The organism is Stenotrophomonas sp. 05N423 (assembly GCF_056397145.1).
On record NZ_JBFTMV010000002.1, the window covers coordinates 283,375 to 300,286 of the forward strand.

Here is a 16,912-nt window from a genome sequence, read left to right on the forward strand (position 1 = left end):
CGGCGGTTCACTGGCAGCAGGCCAGCGGCCGCGCCGCGCGGCGGCGGTCCAGCCAGGTCGCCGCGATCCACAGCAGCAGGCCGATCGCAGCGGTAGCCGCACCCACGTAACCGGTGGAGGCATGGCCGTAGCCGGCGCCAATCGCCATGCCGCCAAGCCAGGGGCCGAGCGCATTGGCGGTATTGAACGCGGCGTGGTTGGAGGCTGCGGCCAGGGTCTGCGCCTCGCCGGCCGCGTCCATCAGCCGGGTCTGCAGGGCGACGGCGAGCGCGCCCATGGTGCCGACCGCGATGATCGCCGGGGCCATGGCCCAGCCCGAGCGGGCGGCCAGCGGGAACAGCATCAGGACCAGGATCGACCACGCCAGCAGTACGCCAGCGGCGCGGAACTGCAGGCGGTCGACCAGCCAGCCGCCGGCCACGTTGCCGATGATCGCGCCCACGCCGAACAGGCCCACCGCCACCGGCATCCAGCGCTCGTGCACGCCAGTGACGTTGACCAGGGTCGGCGCCAGGTAGGTGAACACGCAGAACATGCCGGCGAAGCCGATCGCGCCGATCGCCAGCGCCAGCCACACCTGCGCGCGGTTGAAGGCGCGCAGTTCGCGCATCGGCGAGGTGCGGACCTCGTCCGGATCGGGGCGGAGGTGGCGCGCGACCATCGCCACGGTGGCCAGTGCCAGCAGGCTGACCAGGGCGAAGGCGGTGCGCCAGACGAACTGCTGGCCGAGCCAGGTGGTCAGTGGGTTGCCGACCAGGATGGCGACGGACAGGCCCAGCAGCACCCGCGAGACCGCTGCGCCGCGCTGCTCGGGCGGGCTGATCGAGGCGGCCACCAGCATCGCCACGCCGAAATAGGCGCCGTGCGGCAGACCGGCCACGAAGCGCGCCAGCAGCATGGTGGCGTAGTTGGGCGCCAGAGCGCTGGCCAGGTTGCCGGCCGCGTAGAAGCCCATCAGCCAGAGCAACAGGGTGCGGCGGCTGACGCCGGCGCCGGCGAAGGCCAGCAATGGCGCGCCGACCACCACGCCGATGGCGTAGGCGCTGATCAAGTGGCCCACCTGGGCCTCGCTGATCGCCAGCCCGCGGCTGATGTCCAGCATCAGGCCCATGCTGGCGAACTCGCTGGTGCCGATGGCGAAGCCGCCCAGGGACAGGGCCAGCAGGATGAGGGTGCGTTGCCGCGGGTTCAGCGTCGCGGCCAGGGAAGAGGGGGAGGGCACGGCGTATCCGGGATCGGCGTGGAAACGGTTCCCGATTGTAATATTGCGGCGCAGCAAAGAATGTGCCGGAGCCGGCGCGCAGGGCGAACGCTGTGTTCAGGCCCGGATCGGTCCCGCACAGGGTCGACTTGTCTGGCGCGCGCGTGCAGTGGATAATGCGCGGCTCCCTGCGCTCCTTGTGCGGGGATCCTTGCCCCACCGCGTTCCATGGCGGGGGGCTGTCCGGCCCGACAGGGCTACATCCGAAAGGTAGAAAAACATGAGTCGTCATTACGAAGTCGTGTTCCTGGTCCACCCGGACCAGAGCGAACAGGTCCCGGCCATGGTCGAGCGCTACAAGTCGCTGGTCGAGAACGGCAACGGCAAGATCCACCGTCTGGAAGACTGGGGCCGCCGCCAGCTGGCCTATCCGATCCAGAACCTGGTCAAGGCCCACTATGTTCTGATGAACATCGAAGCCGACCAGTCGGTGCTGAACGAACTGACCGAAAGCTTCCGCTTCAACGACGCCGTGCTGCGCAACCTGGTCATCAAGCGTGACGAGGCCGACACCGAGCAGTCGCTGATCATGAAGAGCAAGGACGAGAAGGGCGACAAGCCCGAGCGTGGCGAGCGCCGCCGTCGCGACGACGACGAAGCTGCCAATTCCAACAATGAAGAAGCCGGCGACGACGCCGCCTCTGCCGAATAAGGAGTCAGCTCATGTCCAAGTTCTTCCGTCGCCGCAAGTTCTGCAAGTTCACGGCTGAAGGTGTGAAGGAGATCGACTACAAGGATCTCAACACCCTGCGCCAGTACCTGACCGAGAACGGCAAGATCGTGCCGAGCCGCGTCACCGGCACCAAGTCCAAGTACCAGCGTCAGCTGTCCACGGCGGTCAAGCGCGCCCGTTTCCTGGCGCTGATCCCGTACACGGACAACCACGACGTCTGAGAACAGAAGTGAGTGGCGGCGCGAGCGCCGCAGAAGTGAGGAGTGAGATGTTTTCTCTCGCTTCTCACTCCTCTTGACTCACTCCTGGCCTCACCCCGTCCATTCGGACAGCAAGCGTTGCGGTGCACCTACGGTGCATCGCTAACGAATAACGGAGCAAGAAAATGAAGCTGATTCTTCTGCAGAAAGTGACCAACCTGGGCAACCTGGGCGATCTGGTCGACGTGAAGCCGGGCTACGGCCGCAACTACCTCGTGCCGCAGGGCAAGGCCGTGCCGGCCACCGAGGCCAACGTTGCTTCCTTCGAAGCCAAGCGCGCCGAGTACGAAGCCAAGGCCAAGGCCTCGCATGACGGTGCCGAAGCCCGCGCCGCCAAGTTCGCCGACGCCAGCGTCACCATCGGCGCCCACGCGTCGACCGAAGGCAAGCTGTACGGTTCGGTCGGCCCGCGCGACATCGCCGAGGCTTTCACCGCCGCCGGCCTGCCGCTGGAAAAGAGCGAAGTCATCCTCGGCGAAGGCGCTTTCCGCGCTGTCGGCGAGTACGACGTCGTCATCAAGCTGCACGCCGACGTGGAAGCCACCGTCAAGGTCATCGTCGAAGCCGACGCCTGATCCCTGCGGTTCAAGCTGTATCCGGAACGGGCGCCGCAAGGCGCCCGTTCTTTTTATCCTTTCCCCCGTGGCGGCGGGGCATGCCCCCGGGCCGGCGCCCTGGCGGGAGAGGGGCTTATACTCCCTGCGGATTGCGATCCACCCACCCCTGATTCCCCGGAAAACCCACGGTGCCGCCCCCTCGGCCCGGCACTGGAACCTCCTGCCACATGCGTCTATCCACGATCAAACTTTCCGGTTTCAAGTCGTTCGTCGATCCCACGACGCTGCACCTGCCGACCAACATGACCGGCGTGGTCGGGCCCAACGGCTGCGGCAAGTCCAACATCATCGATGCGGTGCGCTGGGTGATGGGCGAAAGTTCGGCCAGCCGCCTGCGTGGCGATTCGCTGACCGACGTGATCTTCTCCGGCTCGGCCGGGCGCAAACCCGTGTCGCAGGCCACGGTCGAACTGATCTTCGACAACACCGACCACACCATCGCCGGCGAGTACGCCGCGTTCAACGAGATCTCGGTCAAGCGCCTGGTCAGCCGCGACGGCAGCAGCAACTACTACCTCAACGGCACCAAGTGCCGGCGCCGCGACATCACCGACCTGTTCCTCGGTACCGGCCTGGGCCCGCGCAGCTACTCGATCATCGAGCAGGGCATGATCAGCCAGATCATCGAGGCGCGCCCGGAAGACCTGCGCGTCTACCTGGAAGAGGCGGCCGGCATCTCCAAGTACAAGGAGCGCCGCAAGGAGACCGAGACCCGCATCCGCCATACCCGCGAAAACCTTGACCGGCTCAACGACCTGCGCGAGGAAATCGGCAAGCAGCTCGAGCACCTCCGCCGGCAGGCGCGCCAGGCCGAGCAGTACCAGGCCCTGCAGGAAGAGCGCCGGGTCAAGGACGCCGAATGGAAGGCGCTGGAGTACCGCGGGCTGGATACCCGCCTGGGCGGCTTGCGCGAGGCATTGGCGCGCGAGGAAACCAAACTGCAGCAGCTGATCGCCGAACAGCGCGAAGCCGAGAGCCGCATCGAGACCGGCCGCGTGCGCCGCGAGGAAGCAGCCGAGACGCTGGCCCGCGCGCAGGCCGACGTCTACCAGGTCGGCAGCACGCTGGCCCGGCTGGAACAGCAGATCCAGCACCAGCGCGAGATGGCGCAGCGCCTGCACAAGGCGCGCGACGAGACCCGTCAGGCCCTGGCCGAGCTGGGCCAGCACATCAGTGGCGACGAAGCGCGGCTGATGGTGCTGCGCGAGGCGGTGGCGGACGCCGAGCCGCAGCTGGAACAGCAGCAGGAAGAGAACGAATTCCGCCAGGAAGGGCTGCGCGAAGCCGAGGCCGCGCTGCACGACTGGCAGCAGCGCTGGGAGGCGCACAACCGCAATACCTCCGAAGCCACCCGTTCGGGCGAAGTGGAGCGCACCCGCGTCGATTATCTCGATCGCCAGATCCTGGAGGCCGACCGCCGCCGCGAGGCGCTGGCGGCCGAGCGCGCCGGTCTCGACGTGGAAGCGCTGGCCGAGGCATTCGAGCAGCTGCAGCTGCAGCACGAATCGCAGGCCGCGGCGCTGGACGAACTGAACGAACAGGTGGAACTGCGCAAGGAAAGCGCGGCGACGCTGCAGGAGCGGCAGCGTACCAGCCAGGCCGAACTGGCCGAAGTGCGCAAGCAGGCGCAGGCCGCACGCGGTCGACTGTCTTCGCTGGAAACCCTGCAGCAGGCCGCGCTGGGCCAGGAGCAGGGCGCCGCGGTCGCCTGGCTGAAGGCGCAGGGGCTGGATTCGGCCGCGCGTGTCGGCGAGCGCATCACTGTCGAAAGCGGCTGGGAAAACGCGGTGGAAAGCGCGCTGGGCCAGTTGATCGAGGGCGTGCTGGTCGATGCGCCCGAAGCGCTGGTCGATGCGCTGGGCGAACTGGGCGAGGGCCGCATCGCGCTGGTGTCCGATGCCGGAGGCAGCGCCGATTTCGCGCCGACCTCGCTGGCCGCGCGCGTGCAGGGACCGCTGGCGATCCGTCGCCTGCTGGCGCGCCTGCATGGTGCCGAGGATCTGGCCGCCGCGCGCGACCTGCAGCGACGGCTGGACGAGGGCGATTCGATCATCACCCGCAACGGCGAGCGCCTCGGCGAAGGCTGGGTGCGGGTGTCGCGGCAGGGCGCGGCCAAGCAGGGTGCCCTGCTGCGCGAGCGCGAGATCGTCACCCTGCGCGAGCAGATCGAAGGCCTGCAGGAGCGCGAAGGCGAACTCGAGCGCCAGCTCGGTGCGTTCCGTGAACAGCTGCTGGCCGCCGAGCAGCAGCGCGAGGAAGCGCAGCGGGCGCTGTACCAGGCCCATCGCGGCGCTTCGGAACTGGCCGGGCAGATGCAGAGCCAGCGCGGCCGGCTGGAATCGGCGCGCACCCGCATCGAGCGCATCGAGGCCGAACTTGCACAGTTGCTGGAAGCGCTGGACAACAGCCGCGAGCAGGCCGGCGAGGCGCGCGTGCGGCTGGAAGACGCCGTGTCCAGCATGGGCGACCTGGAAACCACGCGGCAGGCGCTGGAAGGCGAGCGCCGCCAGCTGACCGAGGCCCGCGATCTGGCGCGCGACGCCGCGCGCAACGTGCGCGACGGCATGCACGCGCTGGCGCTGACCCTGGAATCGCAACGCGCGCAGATCGCCTCGCTGTCGCAGGCGCTGGAACGCATGAGCACCCAGCGTGGCCAGCTGGACACGCGCCTGGGCGAGCTGCATTCGCAGCTGGACCAGGGCGACACGCCGGTGCAGGCGCTGGAGGTCGAGCACCAGAACACCCTGGGCGAGCGCGTGCGCGTGGACCGCGTGCTGGCCGAGGCGCGCGCGCAGCTGGACGGCATCGATGCCGAGCTGCGCACGCTGGAGCAGACCCGCCACCAGCGCGACGAACAGGCGCTGGCGCAGCGCGAGCGCATTTCCCAGCGCCGGCTCGACCAGCAGGCGCTGGTGCTCAGCGCCGAGCAGCTGCAGGCGGCGGTGGAGAAGGCCGGCTTCGTGCTGGAGGACGTGGTCAACACCCTGCCCGAGGAGGCGCGCATCGGCGAATGGGAGCAGGCGGTGCAGCAGATCGATGCGCGCATGCGCAGGCTGGAGCCGGTCAACCTCGCCGCCATCCACGAGTACGGCGAGGCCTCGCAGCGCTCGGAGTACCTGGAATCGCAGAACGTGGACCTGACCACCGCGCTGGAAACGCTGGAAGAGGCGATCCGCAAGATCGACCGCGAGACCCGCGGCCGCTTCAAGGACACCTTCGACCGCGTCAACGCCGGCGTGCAGGCGCTGTACCCGCGCCTGTTCGGCGGCGGCCACGCCTATCTGGAACTGACCGGCGAGGACCTGCTCGACACGGGCGTGACCATCATGGCGCGCCCGCCGGGCAAGCGCGTGTCCAGCATCTCGCTGCTGTCCGGCGGCGAGAAGGCGATGACCGCTGTGGCGCTGGTGTTCGCCATCTTCCAGCTCAACCCGGCGCCGTTCTGCCTGCTCGACGAGGTGGACGCGCCGCTGGACGAGGCCAACGTCGGCCGCCTGGCCAACATGGTCAAGGAGATGAGTGAAAAGGTGCAGTTCCTGTTCGTCAGCCACAACAAGGCGACGATGGAAGCCGCACACCAGCTTTCCGGCGTCACCATGCGCGAGCCGGGCGTCAGCCGCCTGGTCAGCGTGGACCTTGAGGAAGCCGCGCGTTTGGCGGGCGCGGCCTGACGTGCCATTCTTTATAGACCTGAACACGTTGACCGGAGAACCCACCGCATGTCCGACATGGCACTGTTGCGTATCGGCATCCTGGCCGCCGGAGTGCTGCTGATCGCGGCGATCTTCCTGTTCGGGCGGCCGAAGAAGCCGGCGCAGGGCAAGCGCCGCGAGCCGGTGGAAAGCGGCGAGCGGCCACGGCGCGAACCGGTGCTGGGTGCGGAGGGCGAAGGCGGCGACGCGCCGGCCGATGCGGAAGCCGGCGCCGAAGTGGCCCAGCAGGAACTGGGATTGCCGGATGTGGAAGCGGCCGGCAGCGAACTGGGCAAGCGCGCCAATCAGGATTTCGACAAGATCGTCTCGCTGTACGTGGCCGCGCGCGCCGGCCTGTCGCTGCGCGGCGAGGATATCGTGGTCGCCGCCGAGAAGACCGGCCTGGTGTTCGGCTACATGAATGTCTTCCACCGCCTGGTCGAAGGCCACTCCGAGCGCGGGCCGATCTTCAGCATGGCCAGCATCATGAAGCCGGGCAGCTTCGACATGGCCCACATCCGCGAGATGGAAACCCCGGCCATCGCCTTCTTCCTGACCCTGCCGGCGCCGATGACCGCGCTCGATGCCTGGGAGAAGATGCTGCCCACCGTGCAGCGCATGGCCGAGCTGCTGGACGGCGTGGTGCTGGACGACAGCCGCAACGCGCTGGGCCGCCAGCGCATCGCCCACATCCGCGACGAACTGCGCGCCTACGACCGCCAGCACCAGGCACCGCCGCTGACCAAGCCGCCGCGCTGGTGAATCCGGCCGGATGAGCCAGGAAGGGGCGCCGCTTGCGGCGCCCCTTTCCGTTTCCGCTGCCCGCCACACGCATTGCATACACCCGTGCGCGGGTAAAATCGGCGCATGACTTCCGACGCCACCGCCCGCCAGCGCATCGCCGAACTCCGCCAGCAGCTGGCCACGGCCGCACAGGCCTACCACGAGCGCGACGAGCAGCTGATTCCCGACGCCGACTACGACCGGCTGATGCGCGAGCTGGAGGCGCTGGAAGCGGTGCATCCGCAGCTGGACAATGCTGATTCGCCCAGCCACCAGGTCGGCGGCAAGCCGTCCTCGCGCTTCGCCGAGGTGGTGCACGCGATGCCGATGCTGTCGTTGGGCAATGCCTTCAGCGACGAGGAGGTGCGCGACTTCGTGCGCCGCATCGACGAGCGCCTGCATCGGCGCCATCTGCTGTTCTCGGCCGAGCCCAAGCTCGACGGCCTGGCGATCAGCCTGCGCTACGAGGATGGCGTGTTCGTGCAGGGCGCGACCCGCGGCGACGGCGCCACCGGCGAGGATGTCACCGCCAACCTGCGCCAGATCCGGGTGATTCCCGCCCGGCTCGACGGCGAAGGCTGGCCGGCGGTGCTGGAGGTGCGCGGCGAGATCTATATGCCGCGCGCGGATTTCGAGAAATACAACGAGCAGGCGCGACTGCACGGCGGCAAGGTGCTGGCCAACCCGCGCAACGGCGCGGCCGGTTCGCTGCGCCAGCTCGACCCGAAGGTCAGCGCGCAGCGACCGTTGAGCTTCTTCGCCTACGGCACCGGTGAGGTCGACGGCGGCGGACTGCCGGCCACGCATTCGGCGACGCTGGCGCAGCTGGCGCAGTGGGGGTTCCCGGTCAGCGACCTGTGCCGCGTGGTCGAGGGCGCCGATGGCCTGCTCGACTACTACCGCGACATCGGCGCGCGCCGCGACGGACTGGCCTTCGACATCGACGGCGTGGTCTACAAGCTCGACGACCGCGACGGCCAGCAGGAGATGGGTTACGTCGCCCGTGCGCCGCGCTGGGCCATCGCGCACAAGTTCCCGGCGCAGGAACAGACCACCACGGTCGAGGCGATCGAGATCCAGATCGGCCGCACCGGCGCGGCCACGCCGGTGGCGCGCCTGCAGCCGGTGCAGGTGGCCGGGGTGACCGTCACCAATGCCACCCTGCACAACGCCGACCAGATCGCGCGGCTGGACGTGCGCGTGGGCGATACGGTGATCGTGCGCCGCGCCGGCGACGTGATTCCCGAAGTGGTCAGCGTCATCGCCGAGCGCCGCCCCGAAGGTACACAGCAGTGGACGATGCCCGCGGCCTGCCCGGTCTGCGGCGCCGAGATCGTGCGCGAGGAGGGCGCGGCGGTGTGGCGCTGCTCGGGCGAACTGAGCTGCCCGGCGCAGCGCAAGGAAGCCATCGCCCATTTCGCCTCGCGCCGCGCGATGGATATCGACGGGCTGGGCGACAGGTACATCGAGACCCTGGTCGATGCCGGCATCGTCCGCGGCGTCGCCGACCTGTACCGGCTCACCCGCGACCAGCTGCTGCACCTGAAACTGGTGCTCGACGCTGACGACTCGTCCGCGCTGGCCACCAGTCTCAAGCCGCACCTGCAGGCCGAAGGCAGTGGCGCGGTGCTCAATGCCGTGCTCAGGCTTGAGGGTGAAGGCGGCAACTGGCGCGCGCAGGCGTTGGCATTGCCGGTGGCCTTCGAATGGAACACGAAGAAGATCGCCACCAAGTGGGCCGACAATCTCATCGCCGCCATCGACGCCAGCCGCGACGCCACGCTGGAGCGGCTGCTGTTCGCGCTGGGCATCGAGCATGTCGGCGAGAGCACCGCCAAGGCGCTGGCGCAGTGGTTCGGCGACCTGGAGCTGATCCGCCATCTGCCGTGGCCGCTGTTCAAGCGCGTGCCCGACATCGGCGGCGAGGTGGCGCGCTCGCTCGGCCACTTCTTCGAACAGGAAGGCAACCAGCAGGCCATCGATGCCCTGCTGCAGGTCGGGCAGGTCCGCATCCGCGACACTCACCTGCCATCGGCGCGGCTGCGCGAGGGGCTGGACCTGCCGCAGTTGCTGGTCGAGGCCGAGATTCCCGGCATCACCCGCCTGCGCGCCGAGAAACTGGTGGCCATGCTGCCGTCCAGCCAGCAGATCCTCGACGCCGAACCGGAGCGCTTCGTCGCCGCCGGTCTGCCGGAGGACACCGCGCGCGGGTTGGCGCAATGGCTGGATAGCGACAACCATGGGCAACTGCTGCTCAAGGGCGAAGAGAAAATGCAGCAGTTGCTGGAGCTGGCGCCGGTGCAGGCCGCGCAGGCGGCCGGACCGCTGGATGGCCAGACCGTGGTGCTGACCGGCACGCTGTCGGTGCTGACCCGCGACGCCGCCAAGGCGCGGCTGGAAGCGCTGGGCGCCAAGGTCGCCGGCAGCGTGTCGAAGAAGACCGCTTTCGTGGTCGCCGGCAGTGAGGCCGGCTCCAAGCTGGACAAGGCCAACGAACTGGGCGTGGAGGTGTGGGACGAACCGCGCCTGCTCGCCTTCCTCACCGGACAGGGACAACAGCCATGAACCTGCGCTTCCGCCTCGCCGCACCCGAGGATTTTCCCCGCCTGCTCGCCATGGTGCGTGCGTTCTATGCCGAGGACCAGATCGCCTACGACGCGGCGCTGGTCGAGCCCGGCCTGCGCACGCTGCTGGCCGAACCGGCCTGCGGGGCGGTGCTGCTGCTGGAGGGCGACGACGTGGCCGAGGCCGGCTATATCACCCTGGGCTGGTGCTTCAGCGTGGAGCAGGGCGGCCGCTTCGTGCTGCTGGACGAGCTGTACCTGGCGCCCGCCGCGCGCGGCCGCGGCTGGGGCCGGCTGGCACTGGCGCTGGCGCGCGACTGGGCGATCGTCGAGGGCGCGAGCGTGATGCGGCTGGAAGTGAACCACCACAACGCCAGGGCCAGGGCGCTGTACCTGTCGGCCGGCTATCGCGACGACGAGCGCGACATCCTGACCCTGCCGCTGGCCGCCACACCGAAGGGACTGCATCCATGAAAAAACGACAGGACAGGCGCTTTTCACAGCGAAGCCGCCCGCAGGGGGGCGCACGGCCGGTTTCTGCTCCTGCAGAACCGGCATTCCCGCCATCCATGGCGGTCAGGTGTGCGCCATGAAAAGACGGCAGGACAGCCGTTTTTCACGGCGAAGCCGCCCGCAGGGTGGCGCACAGGGATGTGCGCCATGATCGAGGCCCTGCGCCGGCGCGCGCGCCTGAATGCCCTGATCCGCGATTTCTTCGCGCGCCGCGACGTGCTGGAAGTGGAGACGCCGATCATGTCAGCGGCCGGCAACACCGAGCCGAACATCGATGGCTTCCAGACCCGCTTCAGCGGCCATGTCGATGCCGGCTCGCCGGTACGCTGGCTGCGCACTTCGCCCGAGTATCCGCTCAAGCGCCTGCTCGCCGCCGGTGTCGGCGACTGCTACGAACTGGGCCGGGTATTCCGCAACGGCGAGGCGGGTGCCCGCCACAACCCCGAGTTCACCATGCTCGAGTGGTACCGCGTCGGCTGGGACCACCACCGCCTGATCGGCGAGACGGTGGAACTGGTGCGGGCGGCATTGGCGATGGTCGGGCGCGAAGCCGCGCTGCAGGTGCTGACCTATCGCGAACTGTTCATCGACGCGGTGGGCGTGGACCCGTTCAGCGCCGACGAAGTGCGGCTGCGCGAACCGCTGGCCGGCATCGGCATCAATCCCGAAGGTCTCACCCGCGACGACTGGCTGGACCTGCTGATGACCCATCGCATCCAGCCGCATTTCCCGGACGACCGCATCACCGTGATCCACGACTGGCCGGCCACGCAGGCCGCGCTGGCCCGCATCCGCCCGGGCGAGCCTGCGCTGGCCGAGCGCTTCGAGCTGTACCTGGGGGCGGTGGAGCTGGCCAATGGCTACCACGAGCTGAACGACGCTGCGGAACAGCGCCAGCGCTTCCAGCGCGACCTTGCGGTGCGTGCCGCGCGCGGCGACGTGCAGCCGCCGCTGGATGAGCCGTTCCTGGCCGCACTGCCGGCATTGCCGCCGTGCGCCGGCGTGGCGGTGGGCGTGGACCGGCTGCTGATGGCGCTGGCCGGTACCGGCCGCATCGCCGATGTGCTGGCCTTCGATTTCGCCTGCGCCTGAGCGCGTCTTTCCACGGCGGCGGCATGGGGGCGCTGGCCTTCCCGCATTCCGCGTCTTGCCGTTTCTGCTGCATCGCTCGTGCATGTATTGCCTGCGCGCCGTGGATGATGCTCTGATCACGTCTGCGGATGCAGAGTCTGTATCCACGGAGTCCATCGGATTGCAGGGTGGGAAGGTCGGATGAAAGGTGTTTGCGGCCCATTGCTGTGGCTGATGCCGATGCTGGCCCTGGCCGGGCAGGATGATGCGTCGCCCGCGGATGCGCCGGTGGTGCGTTGCGAATCGGACGGCAGCGCACTCCAGCGTTGCGCGATGGACGTGTCGCGCGGCGTGCAACTGGTGCGCCAGCTTTCCACGCAGAGCTGCATCCGCGAGACCAGCTGGGGCGTGGAGGAGCGGGGCGTGTGGGTCAGCCTCGGCTGCCGCGCCGAATTCGCCGCTGAACAGCCGGCGCCCGGGCCGCGCCTGGTGCGGCGCATGGTGCGTTGCGAATCCAAGGGCAGGACCGTCACCTGCCCGGTACTGCTGCGTGGCGCGCCGGTGCGCTTGATCCGCCAGCAGTCGCTGCTGCCATGCCGGGAAGGGCGCACCTGGGGATACGGGCGCAACGAGATATGGGTGAGTCGCGGCTGCCAGGGACAGTTCGAGGTCGGCGCTGAGGATGGCTCCGGGTTCGTTGACGTCCCGCGCCAGGTCACCTGCGAATCGAAGAGCGAGATGCGCAGGGAATGCGGGGTGAGCGTCGAGCGCAGGGTCACCTTGGTCAGGCAGTTGTCCAATGCCGCCTGCGAGGAGGGCCGCAGCTGGGGCTGGGACCGCACCGGCATCTGGGTGGACAAGGGCTGCCGCGCCGAGTTTTCCGCCGACTGACGGCGGCACCGATACAATGGCGCCATGAACGAGAACCACGCCATCGATTACGCCCGCTACGACCATATCCGCCCGATCCGCTGGACCGGCGACGCGCTGGAACTGCTGGACCAGCGCAAGCTGCCCTTCGTCGTCGAGCATGTGCCGTGCCGCGACAGCGATGCGGTCGCCGGGGCCATCCACGCGCTCACCGTGCGTGGTGCGCCAGCCATCGGCATCGCTGCCGCCTGGGGCGTGGTGTTGGCCGCGCGCGAGGTCGACGCCGATGATGGCGCCGCTGCGTTGCATGCGCTGGCGCCGGCGATGGCGCGTCTGAATGCCGCGCGTCCGACCGCGGTCAACCTGGCCTGGGCGCTGGCGCGCATGCGCCGCGTGCTGGCTGATGCCGGCAGCGACTGGAAGCAGGTGCTGGCGCTGGAAGCGCAGGCCATCGCCGACGAAGACCTTGCCGCCAACCGCCACATGGGCGCGCTGGGCGCCGGCCTGATCGCGCCTGGCAGCGGCGTGCTGACCCACTGCAACACCGGCTCGCTGGCCACGGCCGGCTTCGGCACCGCGCTGGGCGTGATCCGCGCGGGCATGGCGCAGGAGCGCATCGCACGCGTGTTCGCCGGCGAGACCCGGCCGTGGCTGCAGGGCGCGCGCCTGACCGTGTGGGAACTGCAGCAGGACGGCATCGACGCGACGCTGGTCGCCGACTCTGCCGCCTCGCACCTGATGAAGACCGGCGCGGTGCAGTGGGTGATCGTCGGCGCCGACCGCATCTGCGCCAATGGCGACACCGCCAACAAGATCGGCACCTACCAGCTGGCCATCGTCGCGCGCCATCACGGCGTGAAGTTCATGGTGGTGGCGCCGTCCTCGACCGTGGACATGGGCACCGCGCATGGCGATGAAATCGAGATCGAACAGCGCGACCCCGGCGAGCTGTTCGGCGTCGGCGGCGTGCGCACCGTGGCCGAAGGCATCCAGGCCTGGAACCCGGTGTTCGACGTGACGCCGGGCAGCCTGATCGATGCCATCGTGACCGAGAAGGGCGTGATCCTGGATCCGGATATCGAGGCCATGCGCGCCGCGTTCGGCGGCTGAATCCGGCCGCCCGCGCGCCGTCCGCATCGGCGCGGGCGGCCGCCGCCGGGCGGCGCTCCGCGCAAACCGGCGCAAGTGGCCGCGAAGGGCGGCTAAGTCCCTGATTTATTCCGTTAAAAGTACTGCCGCCTGAGGCGGCAGACGGCGCCGTGTGGTAAACTCGGCCACTTGAATCGGGCTTGTGCCGGGACCGCCCACAAGGGCCGTCGGCGCCGCTCCGGACCGCTACCAGAATACGGAATCCGAATGGCAGAAACCGCCAAGGAAATCATCCAGGTCAACCTGGAAGACGAGATGCGCAAGAGCTACCTCGATTACGCCATGAGCGTGATCGTGGGGCGCGCGCTCCCCGACGCCCGCGACGGCCTCAAGCCGGTCCATCGCCGCGTCCTCTTCGCGATGCAGGAGCTTGGCGCGCACGCCAACAAGCCGTACTACAAGTCGGCGCGCATCGTCGGTGACGTCATCGGTAAATACCACCCGCACGGCGACAGCGCGGTCTACGACACGCTGGTGCGCATGGCGCAACCGTTCTCGCTGCGCTACATGCAGATCGACGGCCAGGGCAACTTCGGTTCGGTCGACGGCGACAGCCCGGCGGCGATGCGTTACACCGAGTCGCGCCTGTCGCGGATCAGCCACGAGATGCTGGCCGACATCGACAAGGAAACCGTCGACTTCCAGCCCAATTACGACGAGAAGGAACTGGAGCCGACGGTCCTGCCGACGCGCTTCCCGAACCTGCTGGTCAACGGTTCGGCCGGCATCGCGGTGGGCATGGCCACCAACATCCCGCCGCACAACCTCACCGAATCCATCAATGCCTGCATCGCGCTGATCGACAACCCGTCGATCGACGTCGACGGCCTGATGGAATACATCCCGGGCCCTGATTTCCCGACCGCGGGCATCATCAACGGCACCGCGGGCATCATCAACGGCTACCGTACCGGCCGCGGCCGCGTGCGAATCCGCGCCAAGGCCGACATCGAAGTGGCCGACAACGGCCGCGAATCGATCATCGTCACCGAGATTCCGTACCAGGTGAACAAGGCGCGGCTGATCGAGAAGATCGCCGAACTGGTCAAGGAAAAGAAGCTCGAGGGCATCAGCGAGCTGCGCGATGAGTCCGACAAGGACGGCATGCGCATCTACATCGAGATCAAGCGCGGCGAGTCCGCCGAGGTCGTGCTGAACAACCTGTACCAGCAGACCCAGATGGAGTCGGTGTTCGGCATCAACATGGTGGCGCTGGTCGACGGCCGCCCGAAGCTGCTGAACCTCAAGGAGATGCTGGAGGCGTTCGTCCGCCATCGCCGCGAGGTCGTCACCCGCCGCACCATCTTCGAACTGCGCAAGGCGCGCGCCCGCGCGCACGTGCTGGAAGGCCTGACCGTCGCGCTGGCCAACATCGACGAGATGATCGAACTGATCAAGACCTCGTCAAACCCCGCCGAGGCCAAGGAGCGCATGCTCGCCAAGGTGTGGACGCCGGGCCTGGTCGGTGCGCTGTTGGGCGCTGCCGGCGCCGAGGCCTCGCGACCGGAAGACCTGCCCAAGGGCATCGGCCTGGTGAACGGCAGTTACCAGCTGTCCGACGTGCAGGCCACGCAGATCCTGGAAATGCGCCTGCACCGCCTTACCGGCCTGGAGCAGGACAAGCTCACCGAGGAATACAAGCAGCTGCTGGAAGTGATCGCCGGACTGATCCACATCCTGGAAAACCCGGACCGCCTGTTGCAGGTGATCCGCGAGGAGCTGGAAAGCGTGCGCGCCGAGTACGGCGACGCGCGCCGTACCGAGATCCGCCACAGCGAGGAAGACCTGGACATCCTCGACCTGATCGCGCCGGAGGACGTGGTGGTGACGCTGTCGCGCGCCGGCTACGTCAAGCGCCAGCCGGTATCGGCCTACCGCGCGCAGAAGCGCGGTGGCCGCGGCCGCAGCGCGGCGGCGACCAAGGACGAGGATTCGATCGAGCAGCTGTGGCTGGTCAACACCCATGACACGCTGCTGACCTTCACCAGCTCCGGCAAGGTGTTCTGGCTGCCGGTGTACCAGCTGCCGGAAGCCGGCTCCAGCGCGCGTGGCCGCCCGATCATCAACTGGATCGCGCTGGAGAACGGCGAGCGCGTGCAGGCGGTGCTGCCGGTGCGCGAATACGACGACAACCATTTCGTGTTCTTCGCCACCCGCAACGGCACGGTGAAGAAGACTCCGCTGAGCGAGTTCGCGTTCCGCCTGGCGCGCGGCAAGATCGCCATCAACCTGGATGAAGGCGATGCGCTGGTCGGTGTCGGCCTGACCGACGGCGAGCGCGACATCCTGCTGTTCGCTTCCAACGGCAAGACTGTCCGCTTCGGCGAGGACAAGGTCCGCTCGATGGGGCGTACCGCTACCGGTGTGCGCGGCATCAGGATGGTCAAGGGCGAGGAAGTGGTCAGCCTGATCGTGGCCGAAAGCGCCGGCGGCGGCGAGGATGAGAGCGAGGACGACAGCGGCGTCGAGGACGTGTCGAGTGAGAGCGGGGCGGTCGAGGGCGGCGAGATCGTCGAGTCCACCGACGATGCGGGCGTGCAGTACATCCTCACCGCCACCGAGAACGGTTATGGCAAGCGCACCCCGCTGGCCGATTACCCGCGCAAGGGCCGCGGCACGCAGGGTGTGATCGGCATCCAGACCAGCGAGCGCAACGGCAAGCTGGTCAGTGCGGTGCTGCTGGGCACGGGCGACGAAGTGCTGCTGATTTCCGATGGCGGTACCCTGGTCCGCACGCGCGGCTCGGAAATCTCGCGCGTGGGCCGCAACACCCAGGGCGTGACCCTGATCCGCCTGTCCAAGGGCGAGAAGCTGCAGGCGGTCGAACGCCTGGATGCCTCGCTGCAGTCGGCCGACGATGCGGACGAAGAGACTGTCGTGGGCGACACGGAGCAGGCAATAACGCCGGAAGCGCCGGAAGCCTGATCGACAGCGGTTGAAATGAGGCAGGGAAAAGGCGCCGGTGAAAGCCGGCGCTTTTTTCTTGTCGCCATCCACGGCGACAACCTTGCGGGCCATTGGCGGGCGACGTCAAAAACCGCTCCGGCGGTTTTTCTGTTGTCTTCTTTCCCTGCCACTGATGAGCCGGGGTGTGGGCTGTCATCGAGTGACGCGCAGGTACGGGGCTCCCCCCCTTGCTGGATGAACAGCAGGCGCCGGCGAAAGAGGGGCCATCGTCGAGACGAAAAAAAACAGCAGGCCAAAGGCCTGCTGTTCGATGTAATGGTGCGCCCGGAGAGATTCGAACTCCCGACCGCCTGGTTCGTAGCCAGGTACTCTATCCAACTGAGCTACGGGCGCACTTTACTTTCAATTTTCTGACGGGGAACGCTGCAAGAGCAATGTTCCGACTGGTGCGCCCGGAGAGATTCGAACTCCCGACCGCCTGGTTCGTAGCCAGGTACTCTATCCAACTGAGCTACGGGCGCGTCGTCAGGAGCGGAATTATGCGGATATGAC

General features: G+C 68.2%; 12 protein-coding genes and 2 tRNA genes. 11 read left to right on the forward strand and 3 right to left on the reverse strand.

Annotated elements, in window-relative coordinates; genetic code table 11:
* Positions 1–7 precede the first annotated feature (7 nt).
* Entirely contained in the window at positions 8–1,222 is a 1,215-nt protein-coding gene (locus tag AC1DGW_RS05160; RefSeq protein WP_478020160.1) for an MFS transporter, read from the reverse strand.
* 259 nt (positions 1,223–1,481) lie between these two features.
* Between AC1DGW_RS05160 and rpsF the strand changes: the two genes are divergently transcribed.
* From rpsF to gyrA, 11 genes are all read left to right on the forward strand, one after another.
* Complete coding sequence (gene rpsF, locus AC1DGW_RS05165; protein WP_478020162.1) at positions 1,482–1,913, forward strand: 30S ribosomal protein S6; 432 nt, start codon at positions 1,482–1,484, stop codon at positions 1,911–1,913.
* An 11-nt stretch (positions 1,914–1,924) separates the two neighbouring features.
* Positions 1,925–2,155 carry a 30S ribosomal protein S18 gene (gene rpsR / locus AC1DGW_RS05170; protein WP_054666474.1) on the forward strand — a complete coding sequence of 77 codons (231 nt, stop codon included), beginning with the start codon at positions 1,925–1,927 and terminating at the stop codon, positions 2,153–2,155.
* A gap of 164 nt (positions 2,156–2,319) precedes the next feature.
* Entirely contained in the window at positions 2,320–2,769 is a 450-nt protein-coding gene (gene rplI / locus AC1DGW_RS05175) for a 50S ribosomal protein L9 (protein WP_478020168.1), read from the forward strand.
* 209 nt (positions 2,770–2,978) lie between these two features.
* Entirely contained in the window at positions 2,979–6,482 is a 3,504-nt protein-coding gene (smc, locus tag AC1DGW_RS05180; RefSeq protein WP_478020171.1) for a chromosome segregation protein SMC, read from the forward strand.
* Between the two features lie 48 nt (positions 6,483–6,530).
* A complete protein-coding gene (zipA, locus tag AC1DGW_RS05185; protein ID WP_478020173.1) occupies positions 6,531–7,265 on the forward strand; it encodes a cell division protein ZipA in 735 nt (244 codons plus the stop codon).
* A 105-nt stretch (positions 7,266–7,370) separates the two neighbouring features.
* A complete protein-coding gene (gene ligA, locus AC1DGW_RS05190; protein WP_478020175.1) occupies positions 7,371–9,851 on the forward strand; it encodes an NAD-dependent DNA ligase LigA in 2,481 nt (826 codons plus the stop codon).
* Entirely contained in the window at positions 9,848–10,324 is a 477-nt protein-coding gene (locus AC1DGW_RS05195) for an N-acetyltransferase family protein (protein ID WP_478020177.1), read from the forward strand. Before ligA ends, AC1DGW_RS05195 begins: the two co-directional genes overlap by 4 nt.
* Before the next feature lie 186 nt (positions 10,325–10,510).
* Positions 10,511–11,455, forward strand: coding sequence for an EF-P lysine aminoacylase EpmA (gene epmA, locus AC1DGW_RS05200; RefSeq protein WP_478020179.1), 945 nt, complete (start codon positions 10,511–10,513; stop codon positions 11,453–11,455).
* 180 nt (positions 11,456–11,635) lie between these two features.
* Positions 11,636–12,325, forward strand: coding sequence for a DUF3011 domain-containing protein (locus AC1DGW_RS05205; protein ID WP_478020181.1), 690 nt, complete (start codon positions 11,636–11,638; stop codon positions 12,323–12,325).
* Between the two features lie 24 nt (positions 12,326–12,349).
* The gene (mtnA, locus tag AC1DGW_RS05210; protein WP_478020183.1) at positions 12,350–13,414 is read left to right on the forward strand and encodes an S-methyl-5-thioribose-1-phosphate isomerase; all 1,065 of its coding nucleotides are present in this window, start codon (positions 12,350–12,352) and stop codon (positions 13,412–13,414) included.
* Between the two features lie 246 nt (positions 13,415–13,660).
* Positions 13,661–16,378 carry a DNA gyrase subunit A gene (gyrA, locus tag AC1DGW_RS05215; protein ID WP_478020185.1) on the forward strand — a complete coding sequence of 906 codons (2,718 nt, stop codon included), beginning with the start codon at positions 13,661–13,663 and terminating at the stop codon, positions 16,376–16,378.
* Between the two features lie 298 nt (positions 16,379–16,676).
* Here the strand turns inward: gyrA and AC1DGW_RS05220 are convergent.
* A tRNA-Arg gene (locus AC1DGW_RS05220) sits at positions 16,677–16,753 on the reverse strand.
* Positions 16,754–16,804: 51 nt separating this feature from the next.
* Positions 16,805–16,881: transfer RNA gene (locus tag AC1DGW_RS05225), tRNA-Arg, on the reverse strand.
* Positions 16,882–16,912: the final 31 nt, after the last annotated feature.